Origin of the sequence: Amycolatopsis albispora (genome assembly GCF_003312875.1) — a bacterium.
GTDB lineage: Bacteria > Actinomycetota > Actinomycetes > Mycobacteriales > Pseudonocardiaceae > Amycolatopsis > Amycolatopsis albispora.
Genome location: NZ_CP015163.1, coordinates 4,901,543 through 4,921,309 on the forward strand (window position 1 = coordinate 4,901,543; position 19,767 = coordinate 4,921,309).

General features: G+C 69.1%; 20 protein-coding genes. 8 read left to right on the top strand and 12 right to left on the bottom strand.

Annotated elements, in window-relative coordinates:
* Positions 1 to 44: 44 nt before the first annotated feature.
* Positions 45 to 776 (top strand): PP2C family protein-serine/threonine phosphatase, encoded by a 732-nt coding sequence (locus A4R43_RS23045; RefSeq protein ID WP_236808201.1) that lies wholly within the window; start codon positions 45 to 47, stop codon positions 774 to 776.
* Positions 777 to 998: 222 nt separating this feature from the next.
* Here the strand turns inward: A4R43_RS23045 and A4R43_RS23050 are convergent, their stop codons facing one another.
* Both A4R43_RS23050 and A4R43_RS23055 read right to left on the bottom strand, forming a co-directional pair.
* Positions 999 to 1,568, bottom strand: a complete 570-nt coding sequence (locus tag A4R43_RS23050) for a hypothetical protein (RefSeq protein ID WP_113694243.1) — start codon at positions 1,566 to 1,568, stop codon at positions 999 to 1,001.
* 87 nt (positions 1,569 to 1,655) lie between these two features.
* Positions 1,656 to 2,777: an alpha/beta hydrolase family protein gene (locus A4R43_RS23055; RefSeq protein WP_236808202.1), complete on the bottom strand. Its 1,122-nt coding sequence runs from the start codon at positions 2,775 to 2,777 to the stop codon at positions 1,656 to 1,658.
* A 173-nt stretch (positions 2,778 to 2,950) separates the two neighbouring features.
* On the opposite strand from A4R43_RS23055, the gene A4R43_RS42850 reads away from it, so the two are divergent.
* Both A4R43_RS42850 and A4R43_RS44790 read left to right on the top strand, forming a co-directional pair.
* Positions 2,951 to 3,094 carry a hypothetical protein gene (locus tag A4R43_RS42850; protein WP_162788561.1) on the top strand — a complete coding sequence of 48 codons (144 nt, stop codon included), beginning with the start codon at positions 2,951 to 2,953 and terminating at the stop codon, positions 3,092 to 3,094.
* Between the two features lie 714 nt (positions 3,095 to 3,808).
* Positions 3,809 to 4,225 carry a WhiB family transcriptional regulator gene (locus A4R43_RS44790; protein WP_113694246.1) on the top strand — a complete coding sequence of 139 codons (417 nt, stop codon included), beginning with the start codon at positions 3,809 to 3,811 and terminating at the stop codon, positions 4,223 to 4,225.
* 436 nt (positions 4,226 to 4,661) lie between these two features.
* On the opposite strand, the gene A4R43_RS23070 is transcribed toward A4R43_RS44790, so the two are convergent.
* A complete protein-coding gene (locus A4R43_RS23070) occupies positions 4,662 to 6,830 on the bottom strand; it encodes a 3-hydroxyacyl-CoA dehydrogenase NAD-binding domain-containing protein (protein ID WP_113694247.1) in 2,169 nt (722 codons plus the stop codon).
* A gap of 7 nt (positions 6,831 to 6,837) precedes the next feature.
* Positions 6,838 to 8,049 (bottom strand): acetyl-CoA C-acetyltransferase, encoded by a 1,212-nt coding sequence (locus tag A4R43_RS23075; RefSeq protein ID WP_113694248.1) that lies wholly within the window; start codon positions 8,047 to 8,049, stop codon positions 6,838 to 6,840.
* A 116-nt stretch (positions 8,050 to 8,165) separates the two neighbouring features.
* Here A4R43_RS23075 and A4R43_RS23080 point away from each other — a divergent pair, with 116 nt between their 5' ends.
* The 5 genes from A4R43_RS23080 to A4R43_RS23100 all read left to right on the top strand — a co-directional run bounded on the left by A4R43_RS23080 (position 8,166) and on the right by A4R43_RS23100 (position 13,174).
* A complete protein-coding gene (locus tag A4R43_RS23080; protein ID WP_113694249.1) occupies positions 8,166 to 9,365 on the top strand; it encodes a TetR/AcrR family transcriptional regulator in 1,200 nt (399 codons plus the stop codon).
* Between the two features lie 130 nt (positions 9,366 to 9,495).
* Complete coding sequence (locus A4R43_RS23085; RefSeq protein WP_113697815.1) at positions 9,496 to 10,791, top strand: acyl-CoA dehydrogenase family protein; 1,296 nt, start codon at positions 9,496 to 9,498, stop codon at positions 10,789 to 10,791.
* 25 nt (positions 10,792 to 10,816) lie between these two features.
* Positions 10,817 to 12,031: an acyl-CoA dehydrogenase family protein gene (locus A4R43_RS23090; RefSeq protein ID WP_113694250.1), complete on the top strand. Its 1,215-nt coding sequence runs from the start codon at positions 10,817 to 10,819 to the stop codon at positions 12,029 to 12,031.
* 124 nt (positions 12,032 to 12,155) lie between these two features.
* On the top strand, positions 12,156 to 12,491 hold the full coding sequence (locus A4R43_RS23095) for a hypothetical protein (RefSeq protein WP_113694251.1): 336 nt from the start codon (positions 12,156 to 12,158) through the stop codon (positions 12,489 to 12,491).
* A gap of 17 nt (positions 12,492 to 12,508) precedes the next feature.
* The gene (locus A4R43_RS23100) at positions 12,509 to 13,174 is read left to right on the top strand and encodes a YdcF family protein (RefSeq protein ID WP_236808203.1); all 666 of its coding nucleotides are present in this window, start codon (positions 12,509 to 12,511) and stop codon (positions 13,172 to 13,174) included.
* Here the strand turns inward: A4R43_RS23100 and A4R43_RS23105 are convergent, their stop codons facing one another.
* The 8 genes from A4R43_RS23105 to A4R43_RS23140 are packed head-to-tail and all read right to left on the bottom strand — an operon-like array spanning position 13,175 to position 19,763.
* On the bottom strand, positions 13,175 to 13,465 hold the full coding sequence (locus A4R43_RS23105; RefSeq protein WP_113694252.1) for a type II toxin-antitoxin system RelE family toxin: 291 nt from the start codon (positions 13,463 to 13,465) through the stop codon (positions 13,175 to 13,177). It lies immediately after the preceding gene.
* Complete coding sequence (locus tag A4R43_RS23110) at positions 13,466 to 13,732, bottom strand: type II toxin-antitoxin system Phd/YefM family antitoxin (protein ID WP_162788562.1); 267 nt, start codon at positions 13,730 to 13,732, stop codon at positions 13,466 to 13,468.
* Between the two features lie 39 nt (positions 13,733 to 13,771).
* Positions 13,772 to 14,827, bottom strand: coding sequence for an alpha/beta fold hydrolase (locus tag A4R43_RS23115; RefSeq protein WP_113694254.1), 1,056 nt, complete (start codon positions 14,825 to 14,827; stop codon positions 13,772 to 13,774).
* Positions 14,828 to 14,868: 41 nt separating this feature from the next.
* Positions 14,869 to 15,723: an SDR family oxidoreductase gene (locus A4R43_RS23120; protein ID WP_113697817.1), complete on the bottom strand. Its 855-nt coding sequence runs from the start codon at positions 15,721 to 15,723 to the stop codon at positions 14,869 to 14,871.
* Positions 15,724 to 15,775: 52 nt separating this feature from the next.
* Positions 15,776 to 16,312: a GNAT family N-acetyltransferase gene (locus A4R43_RS23125; RefSeq protein ID WP_418190745.1), complete on the bottom strand. Its 537-nt coding sequence runs from the start codon at positions 16,310 to 16,312 to the stop codon at positions 15,776 to 15,778.
* Positions 16,309 to 16,584 carry a hypothetical protein gene (locus tag A4R43_RS23130; RefSeq protein WP_113694255.1) on the bottom strand — a complete coding sequence of 92 codons (276 nt, stop codon included), beginning with the start codon at positions 16,582 to 16,584 and terminating at the stop codon, positions 16,309 to 16,311. The genes A4R43_RS23125 and A4R43_RS23130 overlap by 4 nt, the downstream gene beginning before the upstream one ends.
* 45 nt (positions 16,585 to 16,629) lie before the next feature.
* Positions 16,630 to 17,784: an acyl-CoA dehydrogenase family protein gene (locus A4R43_RS23135; RefSeq protein ID WP_113694256.1), complete on the bottom strand. Its 1,155-nt coding sequence runs from the start codon at positions 17,782 to 17,784 to the stop codon at positions 16,630 to 16,632.
* Complete coding sequence (locus tag A4R43_RS23140) at positions 17,781 to 19,763, bottom strand: acetyl/propionyl/methylcrotonyl-CoA carboxylase subunit alpha (RefSeq protein ID WP_113697819.1); 1,983 nt, start codon at positions 19,761 to 19,763, stop codon at positions 17,781 to 17,783. The genes A4R43_RS23135 and A4R43_RS23140 overlap by 4 nt, the downstream gene beginning before the upstream one ends.
* Between the last annotated feature and the right edge of the window lie 4 nt (positions 19,764 to 19,767).

Genomic DNA, 19,767 nt, shown 5'->3' on the forward strand with positions numbered 1-19,767 from the left:
AGGTGTACCGGGCGGAACCCGGTCGTACCGTGAGGAGGCCGGCCATGATGACCACGCTCCAGCTGACCGTCGGACAGCGCCCGATGTCGGATTCGGTCAGCAAGCGCGGGCCGCGCTCCATCAACGCCGACGCGGTCGCCACCCACACCGACGCGGTCTCGGGACGCACGGCCTTCGTGGTCGCGGACGGCGTCGGCGACCACCTGCTCGCCGCCCGCGCGGCGCGCCTGTCGGCGCGGGTCGCCGCGGAAACCGCGTCCCATTCCGGGGCGCACGCGGGTTTGCTGGCGGCGCAACGGGAACTGCGGTCGCAGTTCGACCAGCAGCAGGCGGACTGCGTGCTGATCGTGGCCGTGCTGCCGCCGCTGGACTCACCGGCCGAAGCGCAGGCGGACATCGCGTGGGTGGGTGACTGCCGGTTGTACCGGTGGAACGGGCGGGTGCTGTCGCAGCTGACCGTGGACCACACGCTGGCGGAGTTCTGGCGCTCGCAGGACATGGTGCCGTCGGCGCGCATGGAGCACGTGGTGACCGACTCGGTCCGCACCGCACGGGAGTCGGACATCGGCCGCGCCTTCACCCCGGTCCGCGGTGGCCGGTTGCTGCTGTGCACCGACGGGGTGCACAAGACCTTGAACATGGTGGCGGTCAAGGAACTCCTGTCCGGCGCCGAAGACCCGCACTCGGCCGCCGACCAGCTGGTGACCACCGCCCACACCCTGGGCAGCGGCGACAACGCCACCGCCGTGGTCGTCGACCTCCAACCCCTGCCGTAACCACGCCAATCAGAACACGAATGTGGCTTTCGGGGCATATTTCGCCCCGAAAGCCACATTCGTGTCCAAGCCCCACGCCCGACAAACCCGGGCGCACTACACCAACCCTGCAAACCGGCGGCCGGGCGCGTCACCGAACCACCGCGCCCACCCAGCCCTCCCCATCCCCGATCCCAAGCCGCCACCGTCGTCACAATGAGCAATCGGGGTGGCCTCCCCCTATCAAGGCAGTCCACTCACCACCCGTTCAGCGAAACGGCGGGACTCGGCGCAAGCGTCCACCGGGTCGCTTTGGAGCGTGGTGAAGCTGACCGCGGCCCCCTGCGAATCGGCCAGGTCCACGTAGACGGCGCAGATCTTCAGCGCGTCGGCACGTCCGTCGGTCTCCACGTTGTCCAGGAGTGCGGGGTAACCCGCCACCGAAAGCTCTTCCGCGGCCCGCACCCGCCCCCGCCACAAAGGCACCGGCCGGACCTGCGGGAACCACCGGACCTTGAGCACCGGATGCGCTCCCGTCCCGGTCAGCTCACAAACCGGCTGCGGGCCGTCCTCGGTGAACATCCGGTCGTCCGGCAGCTCCCGCCGGGACACGAAGCCCGGTTCGCCGGGCACCGACAGGCACGGCGTCCTGGCCAGCGCACCGACATCGACGGGACGCGGGATCGCCGGCGGCCCGCCGGGCGGCGCCTCGTCCGGCGGCGCGCAGGCGGCCAGCAGCAGCAACGCGGCCACGGCCAGGACTCGCCCGTCCAGCAGTTTCCGGAGCACCACGGTGAAACCGTTGTCCGGCATCGCCCCTCCCGTCGCGATGCCTTCCTTGCTACCAGAGCCCCACCGCGGAACGGGAAATCCGCCGCCCGGTTCACTCGATCGTTGCAGCTACGCGCAACCGCCGTCCGGCGTGCAAAAGCGGACCTCCGGATACCGCGACGAAGGCGCCGCCAAAAGACCCTGCGGAATGCCACGCAAATGCTCATCAAAGAAAGCCCGTACATACCGCCGCGTGATCACCGAAGTCCGTTCAGCGGAAAGCTCCGCCCCGACATCCAAACCAGCCTGTTCCGCCAGCAAACCGACATCAGTGAACGAAGCATGCTCCGGCCCCCGCACCACCAGCCACCGCTTCCACCCGGTCATCGACGCCCAGTCGCGCTCCCACGTCCCCGACTGTTCACCGGTTCCCGGCGCGTACTGGCTTTCCCTGCCCAAGAACAAAAACGGCCGCGTAAGCTCACCAGTCAACGGCGTGCTGTTCATGCCATCGATGTTGATTCCCGCCTTGATCCGCGAATCGGCCATCATCGCATGCACACTGCTCGCGCCGCCCACCGAATGCCCCGCCATCGCGATCCGCGAACCGTCCACGAAGCGACCCCAGTCGGCCAGCAGTGAATCGATGACAAACGAAACATCGGCCGCTCGCCCATCGGCCAGCTTCTTCCAGAACGCGTCCGCGGTTTCCGGCGTTCGCGTGATTTCACAGGCCACGCACTCCGTCACCCGCCCGTCCGGGAAGGTCGTGGCCACATTCTCGTAGGTGTGGTCGACCACGGCCACCACAAACCCGTGACTCGCCAGGTCCTCCGCCAACCCCGAAAGCGTGGCCCGCGGTTTCGTGAACCCCGGCGAAAGCACCACCAGCGGCCACCGGCCCATCGGCGATGCGTCGGCCACCGAATTCATCTTGGTACGACTGAACAAGTCGTACGGCAGCGAAGTGATCTCCCCATCCTTCAACAACAGCTCCGACTCCAGCGGTGTCATGTACTGCGCCCGCCGCCCGTGCGGCACGAAGGTCGGGTGGAAGACCGAAACCATCAGCTCACGCGACCCGGCCGACGGCACCCAGGTGTCCGGGCGCGACCAATCCACCAAGTGCATCACGGTCTTGCCCACCGGCAACGCCCCGGTCGTCTTGGGCAGCCGCGGCGTGAAATCCGGCGAAGCCGAAGCGGGCACCGCACCCGCGGCGAGCGCGAGCACCCCGATCAGCACCACCACGCCCTGTCGCACACGTCTCATCACGAGGTCCCCTAACTCTATTTATCTAGCTACCTAGCACTATAGCCATAGACGACCCCGCGCGCGCAAAAGACTGTCGGTGGGCCGTGCGCGGCCGGCCACAGCGGGGTGATCGTGAACCATCAGATGGACTTGCAGAGCCCCGCGGAGCGATGATCGCGTCTCGGACCGAGCCCGGCTCGCCGACGCTGATCGGCCGCACGTACCGCTTCGCCAGCCCGCACCAGTCGATGTGCGCCTCGCTGAAACCGATCTCGTCGGCGGTCTCCGGGCCGCGCAGGTGGTGGGGCAGTTAGGTCAGCGCGGCCAGCAGCGGATCGAGCCGGTCAGGATCCGGCGGCCTTCCGGCACGGTCGGCATCCGCGGGTAGGACTTCGCGACGTAGGCGACAAGATCGAACATCCCTCACCGTCCGTAACGCCTCGATCGACGGCGACGATCTCTCCTTACCCACAACGGAAAGGGCAACCGAAATGGCCGTCGAGGTACACACCCACGCCAACAGCCGTGAGCTACACAGCAACGCGCAATCATTCGACATCCACCAGGCTTCCGGCCACCTGTACCTCTACGGGCCAGAAGACGACCAGGGCGTGGTGCGACTGCTCGCTGCCTACTCTTCGGGTAGCTGGCGCTCAGCCAAACTCGACTAGCTCAACTCAGACGGCGTGCGCGGACACCCTCCGCGTCCTTGCCCGCCGCGGGCCTGGACCGAGGGCTCACCCTCCCTGTGGGGAGGGAGCGGACTTACGGCCGCCTTAACCTCGGGCCGCATCTGGTCGCCGTCGTCGAGGAGCGCACCCCAGTCGATGGTGACCCGCCATATCGGCCGGTCGCTGGTGGCCGACGCGCCCGGCGGTCGGTGTCCGCGGTAACGATGCCCTCATGCGGCCTCAGCGTCTGCTCCCGTACGGAACGGACAGCGCAGGCCAGCAGGTGTCGCCGTACTTCGATCGTGGGAATCACGACCGTGATGGCATCCATGATGGATCCTTCCCGTAACTCCTCGTATGGCAACTCAATTCCCGAGGAATCACCGACAACGCCGAGTCCCGGATTGGCATTCGCGCGGATCTTGCCTCAAGTTCCCAGAGCTGAGAGACGCGTGGCTCGATGCCAAGCCCGGCAGCGTGGAGCAGTACGCCGCCCGGGCCATCTGCGCGGTTTGCCCGGTCCGGTTCCCGTGCGCCGTCTCCGCTCTAGAGCGGGGCGAACCGAACGGGATCTGGGGAGGCCTCGATCGCCACGATCGCAAGGCTGTGGCCCTGGAGTTTGGCTATCCGGTTCCATCGGCGCTGCCGGAGCACGGCACCAACTCGAGATACGCGAAGCACGCCTGTCGTTGCCCGGTATGCCGAGACGCACACCGGGTGTACGAGCAGGAACGGCGGCGGCGAGCCCAACGCTCATCGCTCCAGCAGTCGTAACAGTTCGCCGCGGTAGACACCGATTTCGCTGTATGTGGCGTGATCGGTGATGCCTTCTTGCCGCGCCACGGCTTGGCGATTGAGCTGGTATGGGAAGACGACGGCCACGTCGAATTCGCGGGAGAGCTGCTTGAGGCCGCGACTGGTTCAGGGCTCTAAGGCCGGCCCCGCGACGAAGATCCCGTACAAATCGGTGTATCGCCTGCACATAGAGCCGACGATCCCGACGCCGACCGGGCGGGACAAGTTCGGGCAGCTCCGCTAGGAGACGACGCGCCGGGAGGTGGCTCACCCAGCTCCGCCATCACTACGTCTCGGTGAGGCTCGCCGACGGCGTGAACATCCGAGAGCTTGCGCTGAGCGCACCGCTTCTGATCAGCAAAAGATGCCCGCCGGGCCGACCGCGCAACGGCAGCCGACCCGGCGGACAGCGAACTCACTCGAAGATCTCGCCCTTTTCGGCCTTCGCCACCAGCGACTCCGGCGGCAGGAAGTGGTCGCCGTAGCGCTCGGCCAGCTCACGCGACCGCGCCACGAACCCGGCCAGGCCACCCTCGTACTGGTTGATGTACTGGATGACACCGCCGGTCCACGCCGGGAAGCCGATGCCGAAGATCGACCCGATGTTCGCGTCCTGCACCGACCGCAGCACGCCCTCGTCGAAGCACTTGACCGTCTCCAGCGCCTCGGCGAAGAGCATGCGCTCCTTGAGGTCCTCGAACGGGACGTCCGCCGTGCCCGACTTGAAGGCGTCACGCAGCCCCGGCCACAGCCCGGTCCGCTTGCCCTCGTCGTCGTACTCGTAGAAGCCCGCACCGGACGACCGGCCCTTGCGGTCGAACTCCTCGACCATCCGGTCGATGACCGCCTCCGAGGCGTGCCCCTTCCAGGTGCCGCCCTCGGCCTCGACGGCCGCCTTGGACTCCAGCCGGATCTTGCGCGGCAGGGTCAGCGTCAGCTCGTCCATCAGCTGCAGCGGCGGCGCCGGGTACCCGGCCTGCGCCCCCGCCTGCTCGATCGACGCCGGTTCGACACCCTCACCCAGCGCGGCGACGGCCTCGTTGATGAACGTGCCGATCACCCGGCTGGTGAAGAAGCCGCGGCTGTCGTTCACCACGATCGGGGTCTTGCGGATCTGCAGCGTGTAGTCGAAGACCTTGGCCAGCGTGGCCGGCGAGGTCTTCTCCCCGCAGATGATCTCGACCAGCGGCATCTTGTCCACCGGCGAGAAGAAGTGGATGCCGATGAAGTCCTCCTGCCGCTGCACGCCCTCGGCGAGCGAGGTGATCGGCAGCGTGGAGGTGTTCGAACCCAGCACCGCGTCCGCGTTGACGATGCCCTCGATCTCGCCGAACACCTTGTGCTTCAGCTCGACGCTCTCGAACACGGCCTCGATCACGAAGTCGACGCCGGCGAAGTCGGCGGGGTCCGCGGTCGGCTTGATGCGCGCCAGCAGCGCGTCCGACTTCTCCTGCGTGGTCTTGCCCCGCGAGAGCGCCTTCTCCTCGAGCTTGACCGCGTAGCCCTTGCCCTTCTCGGCCGCTTCCTGCGAAACGTCCTTGAGCACCACGTCGATCCCGGCCTTCGCCGAGACGTAGGCGATCGCCGCGCCCATCATCCCGGCGCCGAGCACACCGACCTTCTTCGCGGTGTACTTCTCGAACCCGTCCGGCCGCGAACCGCCGGAGTTGATGTGCTGGAGGTCGAAGAAGAACGCCTTGGTCATGTTCTTCGCCACCTGGCCGGTGGCCAGGTGCACGAAGTACCGGGTCTCGATCAGCTGCGCGGTGTCGAAGTCGACCTGCGAGCCCTCGATCGCGGCGGACAGGATCGCCCGCGGCGCCGGCATGTTCGCGCCCTTGATCTGCTTGCGCAGGTTCGCCGGGAACGCGGGCAGGTTCGCCGCGAACTTCGGGTTCGACGGCGTGCCACCGGGGATCTTGTAGCCCTTGACGTCCCACGGCTGCACGGCCTCGGGGTTCGCCTTGATCCACTCCTTGGCCTTCGGCAGCAGCTCGTCCACGCTGCCGACCAGCTCGTGCACCAGGCCCAGCTCCAGCGCCTTGGCCGGCTTGTGCCGCTGCCCCTGCAACAGCACGTTCAGCAGCGCGCTCTGGATGCCCAGCAGGCGCACGGTCCGCACCACGCCGCCGCCACCGGGCAGCAGGCCGAGGGTGACCTCGGGCAGGCCGATCTGGCTGCCCTTGACGTCGGCCGCGATGCGGTGGTGGGTGGCCAGCGCCAGCTCCAGGCCACCGCCGAGGGCCGCGCCGTTGATCGCCGCCACCACCGGGCGGCCGAGTTGCTCGAGCCGCCGCATTTGGGCCTTCATCCGCCCGCTGCTCTCGGTGATCTCGGCGGCGTTCTCCGGCTTCGCCTGGATCAGGTCGTTGAGGTCACCACCGGCGAAGAAGGTCTTCTTCGCCGAGGTGAGCACCACGCCGGTGATGTTGTCCTTCTCCGCTTCGAGGCGGTCGACGACAACACCGAGCGACTCGCGGAAGTCCGCGTTCATCGTGTTGGCCGACTGCTTCGGGTCGTCCAGGGTGAGCACGACGATGCCGTCGGCGTCCTGTTCCCAGCGGATGGTCTTCGCTTCGGTCATCTCTTCCTCACACCCGCTCGATGATGGTCGCGACACCCATGCCGCCGCCGATGCACAGCGTGACCAGCGCGCGGCGCGCCTGACGGCGTTCCAGCTCGTCCACCACGGTGCCCACCAGCATCGCGCCGGTGGCGCCCAGCGGGTGGCCCATCGCGATGGCGCCGCCGTTGACGTTGACCTTCTCCTCGGGCAGGTTCAGGTCCTTCATCCACTTCAGCACCACCGAGGCGAAGGCCTCGTTCAGCTCGAAGAGGTCGATGTCGTCGACGGTCAGCCCGGCGATGTCGAGCACCTTGCGGGTGGCCGGGGTGGGGCCGGTCAGCATGATCGTCGGCTCGGAGCCGATCGAAGCGGTGGCCACGATGCGCGCTCGCGGGGTCAGCCCGTACTGCTTGCCGATCTCCTCACCGCCGACCAGCACGATCGCCGCGCCGTCGACGATGCCCGACGAGTTGCCGCCGGTGTGCACGTGGTCGATCTTCTCGACCGAGTGGTACTTCTGCAGCGCCACCGCGTCGAAGCCGCCCATGTCACCGATGGTGGTGAAGGCGGGCTTGAGCTTGGCCAGCCCCTCGAGCGAGGTGCCGGGGCGGCGGTGCTCGTCGTGGTCGAGAATGGTCACGCCGTTGATGTCCTTGACCGGCACCACGGACTTCGCGAAGTAGCCGCCGGACCAGGCCGCCTCGGCCTTCTCCTGCGAGCGGACGGCGAACGCGTCCACGTCCTCGCGCGAGAAGCCCTCCATGGTGGCGATCAGGTCGGCGCCGATGCCCTGCGGCACGATGTAGTTGTCGTACGCGGTGGACGGGTCCATGAACAGCGCACCGCCGTCCGAGCCCATCGGTACCCGCGACATCGACTCCACGCCGCCGCCGATCACCAGGCGGTCCCAGCCGGAGCGCACCTTCTGCGCGGCGATGTTGGTGGCCTCCAGGCCGGAGGCGCAGAAGCGGTTCAGCTGCACGCCCGCCACCGTCTCGGGCAGGCCGGCCACCAGCGCCGCGGTGCGGGCGATGTCACCGCCCTGCTCACCGACGGGCGAGACCACGCCGAGCACGATGTCGTCGATCACCGCGGGGTCGAGGTTCGGGTGGCGCACCTTCAGCTCGTCGATCAGGCCGACCACCAGGTCGACCGGCTTGGTGCCGTGCAGCGCACCGCCCTTGTTCTTGCCGCGAGGCGTGCGGAGCGCCTCGTAGATGTACGCCTCGTTGCTCACAACTGTGTCCTCCGAGTACTGGCCGGTAACGCTAATACAGACTAACTTATCCCGGACAAACCCCAGGGTGTCAATGGGTTGCGAGCCAACAGACACCCGCTAGAGTGTGTTCACCTATGGAACCTGTGCCCGGTCGTGGCAAACGGCCACGCGATCGCAAGAACCAGCTCGCCGGGGTGGCCGCCGAGCTGTTCCGCGCGCGGGGCTACCACGGCGTGGGCATCAACGACATCGCCGCCGCGGCCGGGGTCACCGGGCCCGCGCTGTACCGGCACTTCGCGGACAAGCAGGCCATCCTCACGCACGTGGTGCTCTCCGGCATCGACGACATGGAAGCCGCCACCGAGCAGGCGGTCTCGGACCGTTCGGTGCCCGGCCCGGCGCAGATCGAGGCCTTGCTCACCTGCCTGGCCGGGCAGGCCGTGGAACGCCGGGAGATCGCCGCGCTGTGGCGCTGGGAGGGCAGGCACCTGCCCCGCGAGCACCGGCGCGAAATCCGCCGACGCTCCGGTGAGGTGCTCGCTTCGTGGGCGAAATCACTGCAGCTGGTGCGCCCAGAGCTGTCACCGGAGGACGCCGAACTGCTGTGCTGGGCAGGGCTCAGCGTGTTCGGCAGCGTGTCCGTGCACCACACGAGTGTGGCGAAGCGCCGGTTCGCGCAGCTGCTGGTCGAACTGGCCCGACGCGTGCTGCACACCGAACTGCCGCCCGCTGCCGAGACCGTGGCCGCGCCGGAGCCACCGCCGGGAATCGGGCAGCCCTCACGTCGTGAGCAACTGCTCTCGGCGGCGACGGAGTTGTTCTCCCAGCGCGGTTTCCACGCGGTGAGCATGGAGGAGATCGGGGCCGCGGCCGGGATCACCGGGCCCAGCGTGTACCGGCACTTCCCGAGCAAGTCGGCGCTGGTGGTGGCCATCTGCCGGCGTGCGGCCGACCGGCTCGCGCTCGGCGCCGAGCACGCCCTGCGCGGCAGCGCCCCGCCGGACGAGCGCGAAGCGCTGCGGCGGCTCGCCGAGTCCTATGTGCACACGCTGACCGGTTCGGCGGAGCTGACCGTGGCCTTCTCCGGTGATCCGCTGAACCTGCCCGAGCGCGACCAGGCCGAACTGCTGCGGGTCCAGCGCGACTACGTGGCGCAGTGGGTGCACCTGCTCCAGGCGGTCCACCCGTCGCTGAACGCGCGTGAGGCGAAGATCACCGTGCACGCCGCGCTGACCATCGCGAACGATCTCGCCCGCACGCGCCGGGTCAACTCACGCCCCCAGCTGCCCGCGGAACTGCACCGCATGATGATTTCGGTGCTCGACCTGGGCTGAACCTCGTTCCGGCATGCCAATTCCGCCCCCGTTACTGGCGTTCGCCACCACTCCGGGTTAACCTACTCACGAGTAGGTAAGCGATGACGGGAGGGCGGCCATGGGCACGCCGGGGAAGAAGCGCGACGCCATGGGCCTAGGCCTCGCCGCGCTGACCAAGCTCGCGGGGGTCAAGGCGATCGACCGGGCCGGACTGCGCAAGCCGATCGAGTCGCTGGTGTCGTCGGCCACCCGCGGCGGGTTCAAGGCCGCCGGTGCCGCCGGGCGCTCGTTCAAGGCGATCCAGCGGCGTGACGCACCGGAGCGGCTGGCGACCGCGCCGGACAGCGGGCTGTTCGACCTCACCCCGTCCGAAGAGCAGCAGATGATCGTGGAGACCGTCCGCGAGTTCGCCGCCGAGCAACTGCGGCCCGCCGCGGCGGAGGCCGACGCGAAGCTGACCACGCCGGACGGCCTGCTCACGCGTGCCGCCGAGCTGGGCGTGACGCTGGTCGGCATTCCCGAGGAACTGGGCGGGGTCGGCACCGAGCGCTCGGTGGTGACCAGCGCGCTGGTCGCCGAGGCACTCGCGCACGGCGACCTCGGGCTGGCGGTCGCCGTACTGGCCCCGTCCGCGGTGAGCACGGCGCTGGTGTCCTGGGGCGACGCCGAGCAGCAGGCCACCTATCTCCCGGCGTTCGTCGGCGAGAACGTGCCCGCCGCCGCTTTGGCGTTGCAGGAGCGCGCGCCGCTGTTCGACCCGTTCAAGCCGGGCACCAAGGCTCGCCGCACTCCCAACGGGTACAAAGTGGACGGTGTGAAGTCGCTGGTGCCGCGGGCTTCGCAGGCGGAACTGTTTGTGATCTCGGCGGATCTCGAAGGGCGTGGGCCCGCGTTGTTCATCGTCGAGTCGTCGAACGCGGGCGTGAGCATCGAGGGCGAGCCCGCGATGGGCCTGCGTGGCGCGGCCACCGGGAAGCTGCACCTCGACGGGGTTTCCCTGCCCGCGTCGGCGCTGCTCGGCGGCGGCAAGCCGGAGGTCTTCGCCGAAGTGGTCCGGCTTTCGCGCCTCGGCTGGGCCGCGCTCGCGGCGGGCACGGCGAAGGCCGTGCTGGACTACGTGATCCCGTACGTCAACGAGCGGCACGCGTTCGGCGAGCCGGTCAGCCACCGGCAGGGCGTGGCGTTCCAGGTCGCCGACATCGGCATCGAGCTGGAGGGCCTGCGGCTGGTCACGCTGCGCGCGGCGGCGCGTGCCGAGCAGGGCAAGCCGTACGCGCGTGAGGTCGCGCTGGCCAGGAAACTGGCCGCCGACAAGGGCATGAAGATCGGCAGCGCGGGCGTGCAACTGCTCGGCGGGCACGGTTTTGTCAAGGAGCACCCGGTCGAGCGCTGGTACCGCGACCTGCGCGCGGCCGGGGTGCTCGAAGGCTCGGTCCTGCTCTGATTCTTGGTTCGGAAGGGTTTCCATCATGATCAATCTCGAGGTTCCGGCCAAGGCGCGGGCACTGGTCAACCAGGCCTATCAGGCGGCGGCCGAGGTTTTCCGGCCCATTTCACGGAAGTATGACCGGGCCGAGCACGCCTATCCGTCCGAATTGGACATGTTCGCCGCGTTGCTGGACGGGCTGAACTCCTCCGGTGAGGGCGGCGCGGGCGCGGCGGGCGTGCGGCGTGACGAGAAGGCGGACCAGAAGGCGTCCGGCAACCGCAACGGTGCCAACCTGAACATCGCGCTCGGCACGATCGAGATGTGCTGGGGTGACGTGGGGCTGCTGCTGTCGATGCCGAGGCAGGGGCTGGGGAACGCGGCGATCGCGTCGGTGGCGAACGAGGAGCAGCTGGCGCGGTTCGGCAAGATCTGGGCGGCGATGGCGATCACCGAGCCGGACTGCGGCTCGGACTCGGCGGCGATCAACACCACCGCGCGGCTGGACGGCGACGAGTACGTGCTCAACGGCGAGAAGATCTTCGTGACCTCGGGAGAGCGCGCCGACGCCGTGGTCGTCTGGGCCACTTTGGACAAGTCGAAGGGGCGCGCGGCGATCAAGTCGTTCGTGGTGGAGAAGGGCACGCCGGGGTTCGAGGTGGTGCGGCTGGAGCACAAGCTCGGCATCCGCGCTTCGGACACCGCGGTGCTGCGCTTCGACAACTGCCGCGTGCCGAAGGAAAACCTGCTGGGCACGCCGGAAATCGACACCAAGAAGGGGTTCGCGGGGGTCATGCAGACCTTCGACAACACCCGCCCCCTGGTGGCCGCGATGGCGGTCGGTGTCGCGCGGGCCGCGCTGGAGGAGACGGCGCGCATCCTGGCCGAAGCGGGCGTGACGGTCGACTACGACAAGCCGGCGCACCACCAGCACGCCGCCGCGGCGACGTACCTGGAGCTGGAGTCGGACTACGAGTCGGCGTACCTGCTGACGCTGGAGTCGGCGTGGATGGCGGACAACCGGAAGCCGAACTCGCTGCAGGCCTCCATGGCCAAGGCGAAGGCGGGCCGCTCGGTCGTCGACATCACGCTGCGGTGCGTGGAACTGGCGGGGGCGCTCGGCTACACCGAAGAGTCCCTATTGGAAAAGTGGAGCCGCGACGCGAAAATCCTGGACATCTTCGAGGGGACGCAGCAGATCCAGCAGCTGATCGTGGCGCGTCGCCTGCTGGGCAAGAGCAGCGCGGAACTGAAGTAGCGGACTTGAGCTGAGCCACCCGGTTTGATGGCGTTTGTCGCGTAACCGGGTGGTGTCAGCCCATCGGGGTGGCGTGGTCGCGCACTGTCGAAGCGCTGACCACTCGCCGAAAGGATGCTTCCCGATGCGCACTCTTCTCGCGCTCACCAGCGCTTTCGCCCTGCTCTTGACGGCTACCGGAACGGCCTCCGCGGCCGACGGCGTGTTCACCTACCGCTACGTCGACGAGGAAGGCCAGGTGCAGACCGGCGCACTGGTCGACCCGCCGAGCGGTGAGTGCATCGAGATCCCGGAGATCGCCGACTGGGACACGGATGCCTTCCGCCCGCGCAACCACACCGACTCACGCGCGGTGGTGTTCAAGGACAACGACTGTGAGAGCGCGGCCTACTTCTCGCTCCGCCCCCACGGCGGCCAGGGCTCCGAGCGGCTCCTGCTGCGATCGGTCGTCTTCAGCTGACCCGATACCCTGGTCGTGTGACCGTCGACACCGCCACCATCCCTGAAGCCGTTCGCGCCGACGTTGAGGCGTTGTGGCGGTTCCTCCGGATCGACGACGACCTCGAGCCGGTGGACGTGGCGATCGGGCTCGGCTGCCACGACCCGGGCGTGGCGGTCTACACGGCCGAGCTCTTCCTGCGCGGGGTGTGCCCGCTGATCGTGTTCACCGGCGCCAACGCGCCCACCACGATCGGCCGCTTCCCGCGTGGTGAGGCCGTGCACTTCCGCGAGATCGCCGTCGAGCACGGCGTGCCGGAGCAGGCGATCCTCGTCGAGCCCGCCGCGAAGCACACCGCGGACAACATCGACTTCAGCCGCGACCTGCTGCGCGACCAGGGCGTGCAGGTCGGCTCGGTGCTGATCACCTGCCGCCCGTACCACCAGCGGCGCGCCTACGCCACGGCCGCGAAGCGCTGGCCCGGCGTGGAGATCCGCTGCTCGGCCGACCGGCGCCCGCTGCACGCCTACACCGCGGGCATCGGCGACGCGACGCTGGTGATCGACATGCTCGTCGGCGAGGCGCAGCGCCTGACCCGGTACGCCGAACTGGGCCACACCATCAACCAGGACGTGCCCGGCGAGATCACCGCCGCCTACCACCGCCTCGCGGCGGCGGGCTACACCTCGCGCCTGCTCCCCTAGTCAGCCACCGAGGTGCCGCTTGACCGCCTCGTACACGTTGTCGCGAGTGCTGATGACGATGACCAGCACCACCAGCTTGCCGTCGTCGATCGTGTAGCAGATCCGGTACCCGCCGACGCGGACCCGCATGACCCCGTTGTGCCCGCTCAGCTTGCGGCACCCGGACGGCCTCGGCTCATCGGCGAGATCCTCGATGGCGTTCTCCAGCGCCTCGACGTCCGCGGGCTGACCCCGGCCCAGCTTGTCCAGGAACTTCTCGACGCGGCTGGTGAGTTCGATCTCGTAGGACACTCAGCCGTTCCGGCTCCTGGTGGTGCGCCGCCGGAACGGCACGCGCGTCTCGGTACCGTCCGCGAGCGACGCGAGCGCCTTGCGCACCTCTTCGCTGTCGACGAGTTCCTCGAGGTCTTCGAGGAGTTGCGCCTTCTCCGCCGAAACCACGGCCGCGGTACGGCGCCCGTGCTTGGTCAGGTAGGTGGTCTCACCGGCGTAGCAGGCACGGTTGATCAACTCGGGCAGCTCCGGCCGCGCCTCGGTCACGCTCATCTCGGTGGACATGTACAAAATGTACATTTTTCGAGGTGTTGCCGCAAGGCTTCAGAGCTGCTCCGCGTGGAACTCGTCGATGTAGCGCCAGGTGGTGCCGCGGGCCTTCCGGCCGGTCAGCACGCCGAGGTGCCCGCCGGGCGCGGTTTCGAAGCGGACCTCCGGCGCGTTCTCCAGCAGCCCGGTCAGCCGCTCGACCGCCGCGCGCGGGGCGATGGTGTCGTTCTCCCCGGCCACGATCAGCGTCGGCACCTTCACCCCGGACAGCGAGATGATCCGCCCGTTCAGGTCCACGCTGCCCTCGGCCAGGTCGTTCGCGCGGAAGAAGCGGTGGTAGAGCTGCCCGAACGTGCGCCCGGGGTAGGCCGCCATGTTGTCCATGAAGTGGTCGACCGCCTCGATCTGCGCGAGGTAGTCACGGTCGTCCAGGTTCTTCAGGATCGCCAGCGGCTTGGTGATCTCCTTGTTCAGCCCGGTCACCCGGAACACCCGGCTGACCAAATAGGACGGTGCGCCGCCGAGCACGCGGTAGAACGGGGTGAGCAGGTGCCCGCCGGTCAGGTCCACCAGCGGCCGGAACGGCGCCACCAGCGGGATCGCGGTGAAGTCGAACGGCGAGGCCACCGTCACCACCGACTCGACCGGCAGTTCCGGCTGGTCGGCCGTGGTCAGCAGGGAGAAGATGCCGCCGAGGCACCAGGCGACCAGGTGCACGCCCTGCCCGCCGGCGTCCTCGCTCACCCGCCGGATCGCGCGCGGCAGCACCTCCTCGATCCAGTGCTCGATGCCGAGCCGCCGGTCGGAGAAGGCGACCGTGCCGTAGTCGACCAGGTAGGTGCGCCGCCCGGCGTCGACCAGGTGCTCGGCCAGGCTGCACCCGCGGCGCAGGTCGAAGCACAACGCGGGCGCGGCCAGCGGCGGCACCAGCAGCACCGGCGGCCCGTCGGGCGCCGCCTTGTCACCGGAGGTCAGCCGGTACACCGAGCGGTTGGGGCCGTGGTCGATCAGCACCCGTGGCACCGGACGGAGGTCGGCCACGCCACCGTGCAGCACCTTGCCCAGCACGTTGGCGGTGGCGGCGGCCAGCCGGGCCGTCGGTGCTGCCATGACACGAACTCCCCTGCTCAGACGGACTTCCTGAGCCTCATCTAACCATCCGAACCGACCGATGGGGCGCTGCTCGCGGCCCTCGATTCGTATTCGGCCCTGGCGTCGGCGTGCGCGGTCGCCAGCACCTTGTCGGCGCCCAGCGAGCGCGAGATCCACTCGCCGGCCCGCCGCGGCAGCAGGCGCGTGAACCGGCCGACCACGTCGAGGGATCTCGGCACGTACACGTCGAATTTCGGCCGCCGCAGCGCCTCGGCGATGGCCGCCGCGACCTCCTCCGGCGACACCGACTTGATCATGCGTGCCTCCGGCAGGCCGCTGGCCAGTTCGGTGCGCACGATGGCGGGCATCACACACGACACGTCGACGCCGGTGTCCCGCAGTTCGAGATGCACGGCCTCGGACAGCCCGACCACGCCGTGCTTGGTGGCGCAGTACGTGGCCGCGCCGGGGAAACCGGCCTTGCCCGCCATGGACGCGACGTTCACGATGTGCCCGGTGCCGCGCGGGCGCATCCGGCGGACCGCCTCCCGGGTGCCGTGGATGACCGCGTGCAGGTTGATCTCCAGCTGCCGCCGCGTGGAGCTGTCGTCCTCGTCTTCGAGCGGGGCGAGCGGCATGATGCCCGCGTTGTTGATCAGCACGTCGATCGGCCCGAGCCGCCGTTCGACCTCGTCGAGGAACTCGCTGAAGCCCTTGGTGTCGGTGACGTCCAGCGGCAGGGCGAGCGCGTCCAGCTCACCGGCCGTTTTCTCGGCCCGGACCTGGTCCAGGTCACCGATCGCGACGGTGGCGCCGAGTCCGGTGAGCAGCTCGGCGGTCTTCGCGCCGATCCCCTGCGCACCGCCGGTGATCACCACGACCTTGCCGTGCAGTGAACGCGCTTGCCTGGCCATCTTCACCTGCTCCTTCACCGTTGAGAGAGCGTTGTTGACGTTCTGCCAATCATCACCCCGGCGAGGCCGCGCGTCCATCCCCCACTCGTTGCTCGAAGACCTGGCCCGGCCAGCCGTGGTAGTCGAAGGTGACCGTTTTGCGGAAGCCCTGCCGCTCGTAGTAGCGGACCAGGCTGCCGTCACCACCGGCGTAGCAGTCGACGCGCACCAGGCCGATCCCGCGCGCGGCCGCCTCGGCGAGCGCGTACCGGATCAACTCGGCACCGACGCGGCGGCCGGTGAAGGCACGCGCGGTGATCAGCAGGCCGAGGTAGATCTCCGGCTCGTCGACCGCGGGCACGTGCTCGGGCGGACCGGGGTCGAGAATGATCGCGCCCGCGGGCACGCCGTCGATCTCGGCCATCACCAGGTTGCCGCCGGCCGCCATGCCCCGCACGCGCTCGACCCGCTTCGGCACCGACGACCACGGTTCGGTGCCCCACTGCTGCGTGTTGCCGCGGGCGTTCATCCAGGCCACGGCCCCGTCGAACATGTCGAGCAGGTGCCCGGCGTCTTGCTCGCCCCCAGGGCGGAACTTCAGTTCACTCACAAGGCAGTGAGCTTAGGTGGCCCACACTCGGTGACGATCACTTTGCGGCGGATCCAGCACACGGCGAGCCGGGTGAGTTCCCACGCGAAGGCCAGTCCCTGCCGCAACATCTGCTTCTGGTGTGCCTCGGAAACCACCGGAACGCCATCAACGACCTTCTTGTCGCCGGGCACCACGTCGTCCAGGTGGAAGTAGCTCTGCGCGGTGAACCAGGCCCTCCGCCAGGTACGCGCGCAGCCCTGGTGCCAACTCACCCGGCGCCGGCGGCTCACCCAGCGTGGCCGCCGCCGCGTCGTTCAGTCGTAGTGTCCACACCGTCAGCGCAGGCCGAGTTCCCGGGCGATGAGCATGCGCTGCACCTCGCTCGTGCCCTCCCCGATCTCCAGGATCTTCGCGTCGCGGTAGAAGCGGCCGACGGGGAACTCGTTCATGAACCCGTAACCGCCGAAGATCTGGGTGGCCTCCCGCGCGTTGTCCATCGCCGCGTTCGAGGAGACCAGTTTCGCGATCGCGGCCTCCTTCTTGAACGGCTCGCCGCGCAGCATCTTCGAAGCCGCCGCGTAGTAGGCCAGGCGCGCGGTGTGGGCCCGCGTCTCCATGTCCGCGATCTTGAACTGGATTGCCTGGTACGTCCCGATCTTGTGCCCAAACGCCTCGCGCTCGCCCACGTACCGCACGCATTCGTCCACGCAACCCTGCGCCAGGCCGACGCTCAGCGCCGCGATCGCCACCCGTCCCTCGTCCAAAATGGACAGGAACTGCGCGTACCCGCGGCCCCGCTCGCCCAGCAGGTTCTCCTCCGGCACCCGGCAGTCGGAGAACGACAGCTCGTGGGTGTCCGAGGCGTTCCAGCCGACCTTCGAATACTTCGGCGCCACCGTGAAGCCCGGCGTGCCCGACGGCACCAGGATCGCCGAGATCTCCTTGCGGCCGCCCTCCTTCTCACCGGTCACGGCCGTCGCGGTGACCACGCGCGTGATGTCGGTGCCCGAGTTGGTGATGAACGACTTGCTGCCGTTGAGCACCCACTCCCCACCGTCCAGTTTCGCGGTGGTGCGGGTGGCACCGGCGTCCGAGCCGCCGCCCGGCTCGGTCAGGCCGAACGCGCCCAGCGCCTCCCCCGCGCACAACGCGGGCAGCCACTTCTCCTTCTGCGCCTGGGTACCGAACCGGTAGATCGGCATCGCGCCGAGCGAAACCCCGGCCTCCAGGGTAATCGCCACCGACGAGTCGATCCGCGCCAGTTCCTCCAAAGCCAGGCACAGCGCGAAGTAGTCCCCTCCCATGCCGCCGAACTCTTCGGCGAACGGCAACCCGAACAGCCCCATCCGGCCCATCTGCGCGACGAGCTCGTACGGGAACTCCTCCCGTTCGTAGTACCCGCCGATGACCGGGGCCACCTCGCCGCGCGCGAAGTCCTCGACGGTCTTGCGCAGCGCCTCGTACTCCTCGTCCAGCCGGAAATCGATCATTGTGCGTCCTCCTGCGGGGTCACCACGGCAAGCGCTTCGTCCAGTGCGACCTGTTGGCCTGCCTGGACGCGCAGTTCTTCGACCACGCCGTCGATCGGCGCGGTGATCGTGTGTTCCATCTTCATCGCCTCGACCACCAGCAGCGGGGTGCCCGCGGTGACCACGTCCCCGCGCGCGACCTTCACCACCAGCACGGTCCCGGGCATCGGGCTGACCACCGGCCCGGCCTCGGCGGCCTCACCGTGCGCCAGCTGCATGATCGGGCGTTCACCGATCAGCACCGAATGGCCGTCCCTGGCCAGCCACAGCCCGCCATCGACCGAAGCCGTTTCGTACCGGTGCAGCTCGCCCCGGTACCGCAGTTCGAGCCGCCCGTCGCGGCGGGACGCCGACACGGCGACCGGTTCGGCGTCGTCCAGGCTCACCGTCGCGCGCGCCGGTTCACCCTCGACGCGCACCAGCGCCTCGGTCTCGCCGGAACGCAGGCGGAAGGTCACCCCGCCGCCACCGCCGACGCGCCAGCCGGTCGGCACGTCCCACGGGTCCACAATGGACCCCGTGGGCCAGAGCGCGAGCAGGCGGTCCATCGCGGCGGCGACGAAGAACTCGGCGGGCACGTCACCCGAGGTCAGGTCGGCGAGATTCCGCTCGACCAGCCCGGTGTCGAGCCGCCCTTCGCGCACGTCCTCGTCGGCGAGCAACGCGCGCAGGAACCGCACGTTCGTGCCGACGCCGAGCACCGCGGTGTTCGCCAGCGCCAGGTCCAGCCGGTGCAGCGCGGCCGCGCGATCCGGCCCCCAGGCGATCACCTTCGCCAGCATCGGGTCGTAGTTCGAGCCGACCTCGGTGCCCGCACGCACCCCCGAATCCACGCGAACGCCCTCACCGGCCGGTTCCACCATGCGCAGCACGGTGCCGCCGGTCGGAATGAAGCCGCGCGCGGGATCCTCGGCGTAGACCCTGGCCTCCACCGCGTGCCCGGTCAGCCGGACGTCGGACTGCGTCACGCCCAGCGGCTCACCGGCGGCCACCCGCACCTGCCACTCCACCAGGTCCAGCCCGGTGACCTGCTCGGTGACCGGGTGCTCCACCTGGAGGCGAGTGTTCATCTCCATGAAGAAGAACTCGCTGGAGTTCTTGGCCGAAACGATGAACTCGACGGTGCCCGCGCCGGAGTAGCCAACGGCACGCGCGGCCTCGACCGCCGACGCGCCCATCCGCTCCCGGGTCGCCTCGTCCAACAGCACCGAAGGCGCCTCTTCGATGATCTTCTGGTGCCGCCGCTGCAGGCTGCATTCACGCTCGCCGAGATGGATCACGTTGCCGTGACCGTCGGCGAGCACCTGGATTTCGATGTGCCGCGGTGTGGTGACGAACCGTTCCAGCAGCAGAGTGTCGTCACCGAAGGAGGCCTTGGCCTCCCGGCGCGCCGACTCCACCGCACCGTCCAGTTCGGACGGATCTTCGACCAGGCGCATGCCCTTGCCACCACCACCGGCGGACGGCTTGAGCAGCAACGGGTAGCCGACTTCCGCGGCAGCGGCGGCAAAACCGCCAGCCGGGATGTCCAAATCGGACGCCCCGGGCACCACCGGCACCCCGGCCGCCGAGACCGTGCGCTTCGCCTGGATCTTGTCGCCCATCGCCTCGATCGCGCCGACCGGCGGGCCGATGAACACCAGCCCGGCCTCGGCGCACGCGGTGGCGAACGCGGCGTTCTCGGCGAGGAAGCCGTATCCGGGGTGCACCGCCTGCGCGCCGGTTTCCCTTGCCGCGCCGATGATCGCGGGAATGGACAGGTAACTGCGGGTCGCTTCGGCCGGGCCGATCCGCACCGCGACGTCGGCCTCCAGCACGTGCCGCGCGTCGGCGTCGGCGTCGCTGTAGACCGCGACCGAGCGAATGCCCATGCGCCGCAGCGTGCCGATCACCCGGACGGCGATCTCCCCGCGGTTGGCCACCAGAACCGTGTCGAACAAGGTG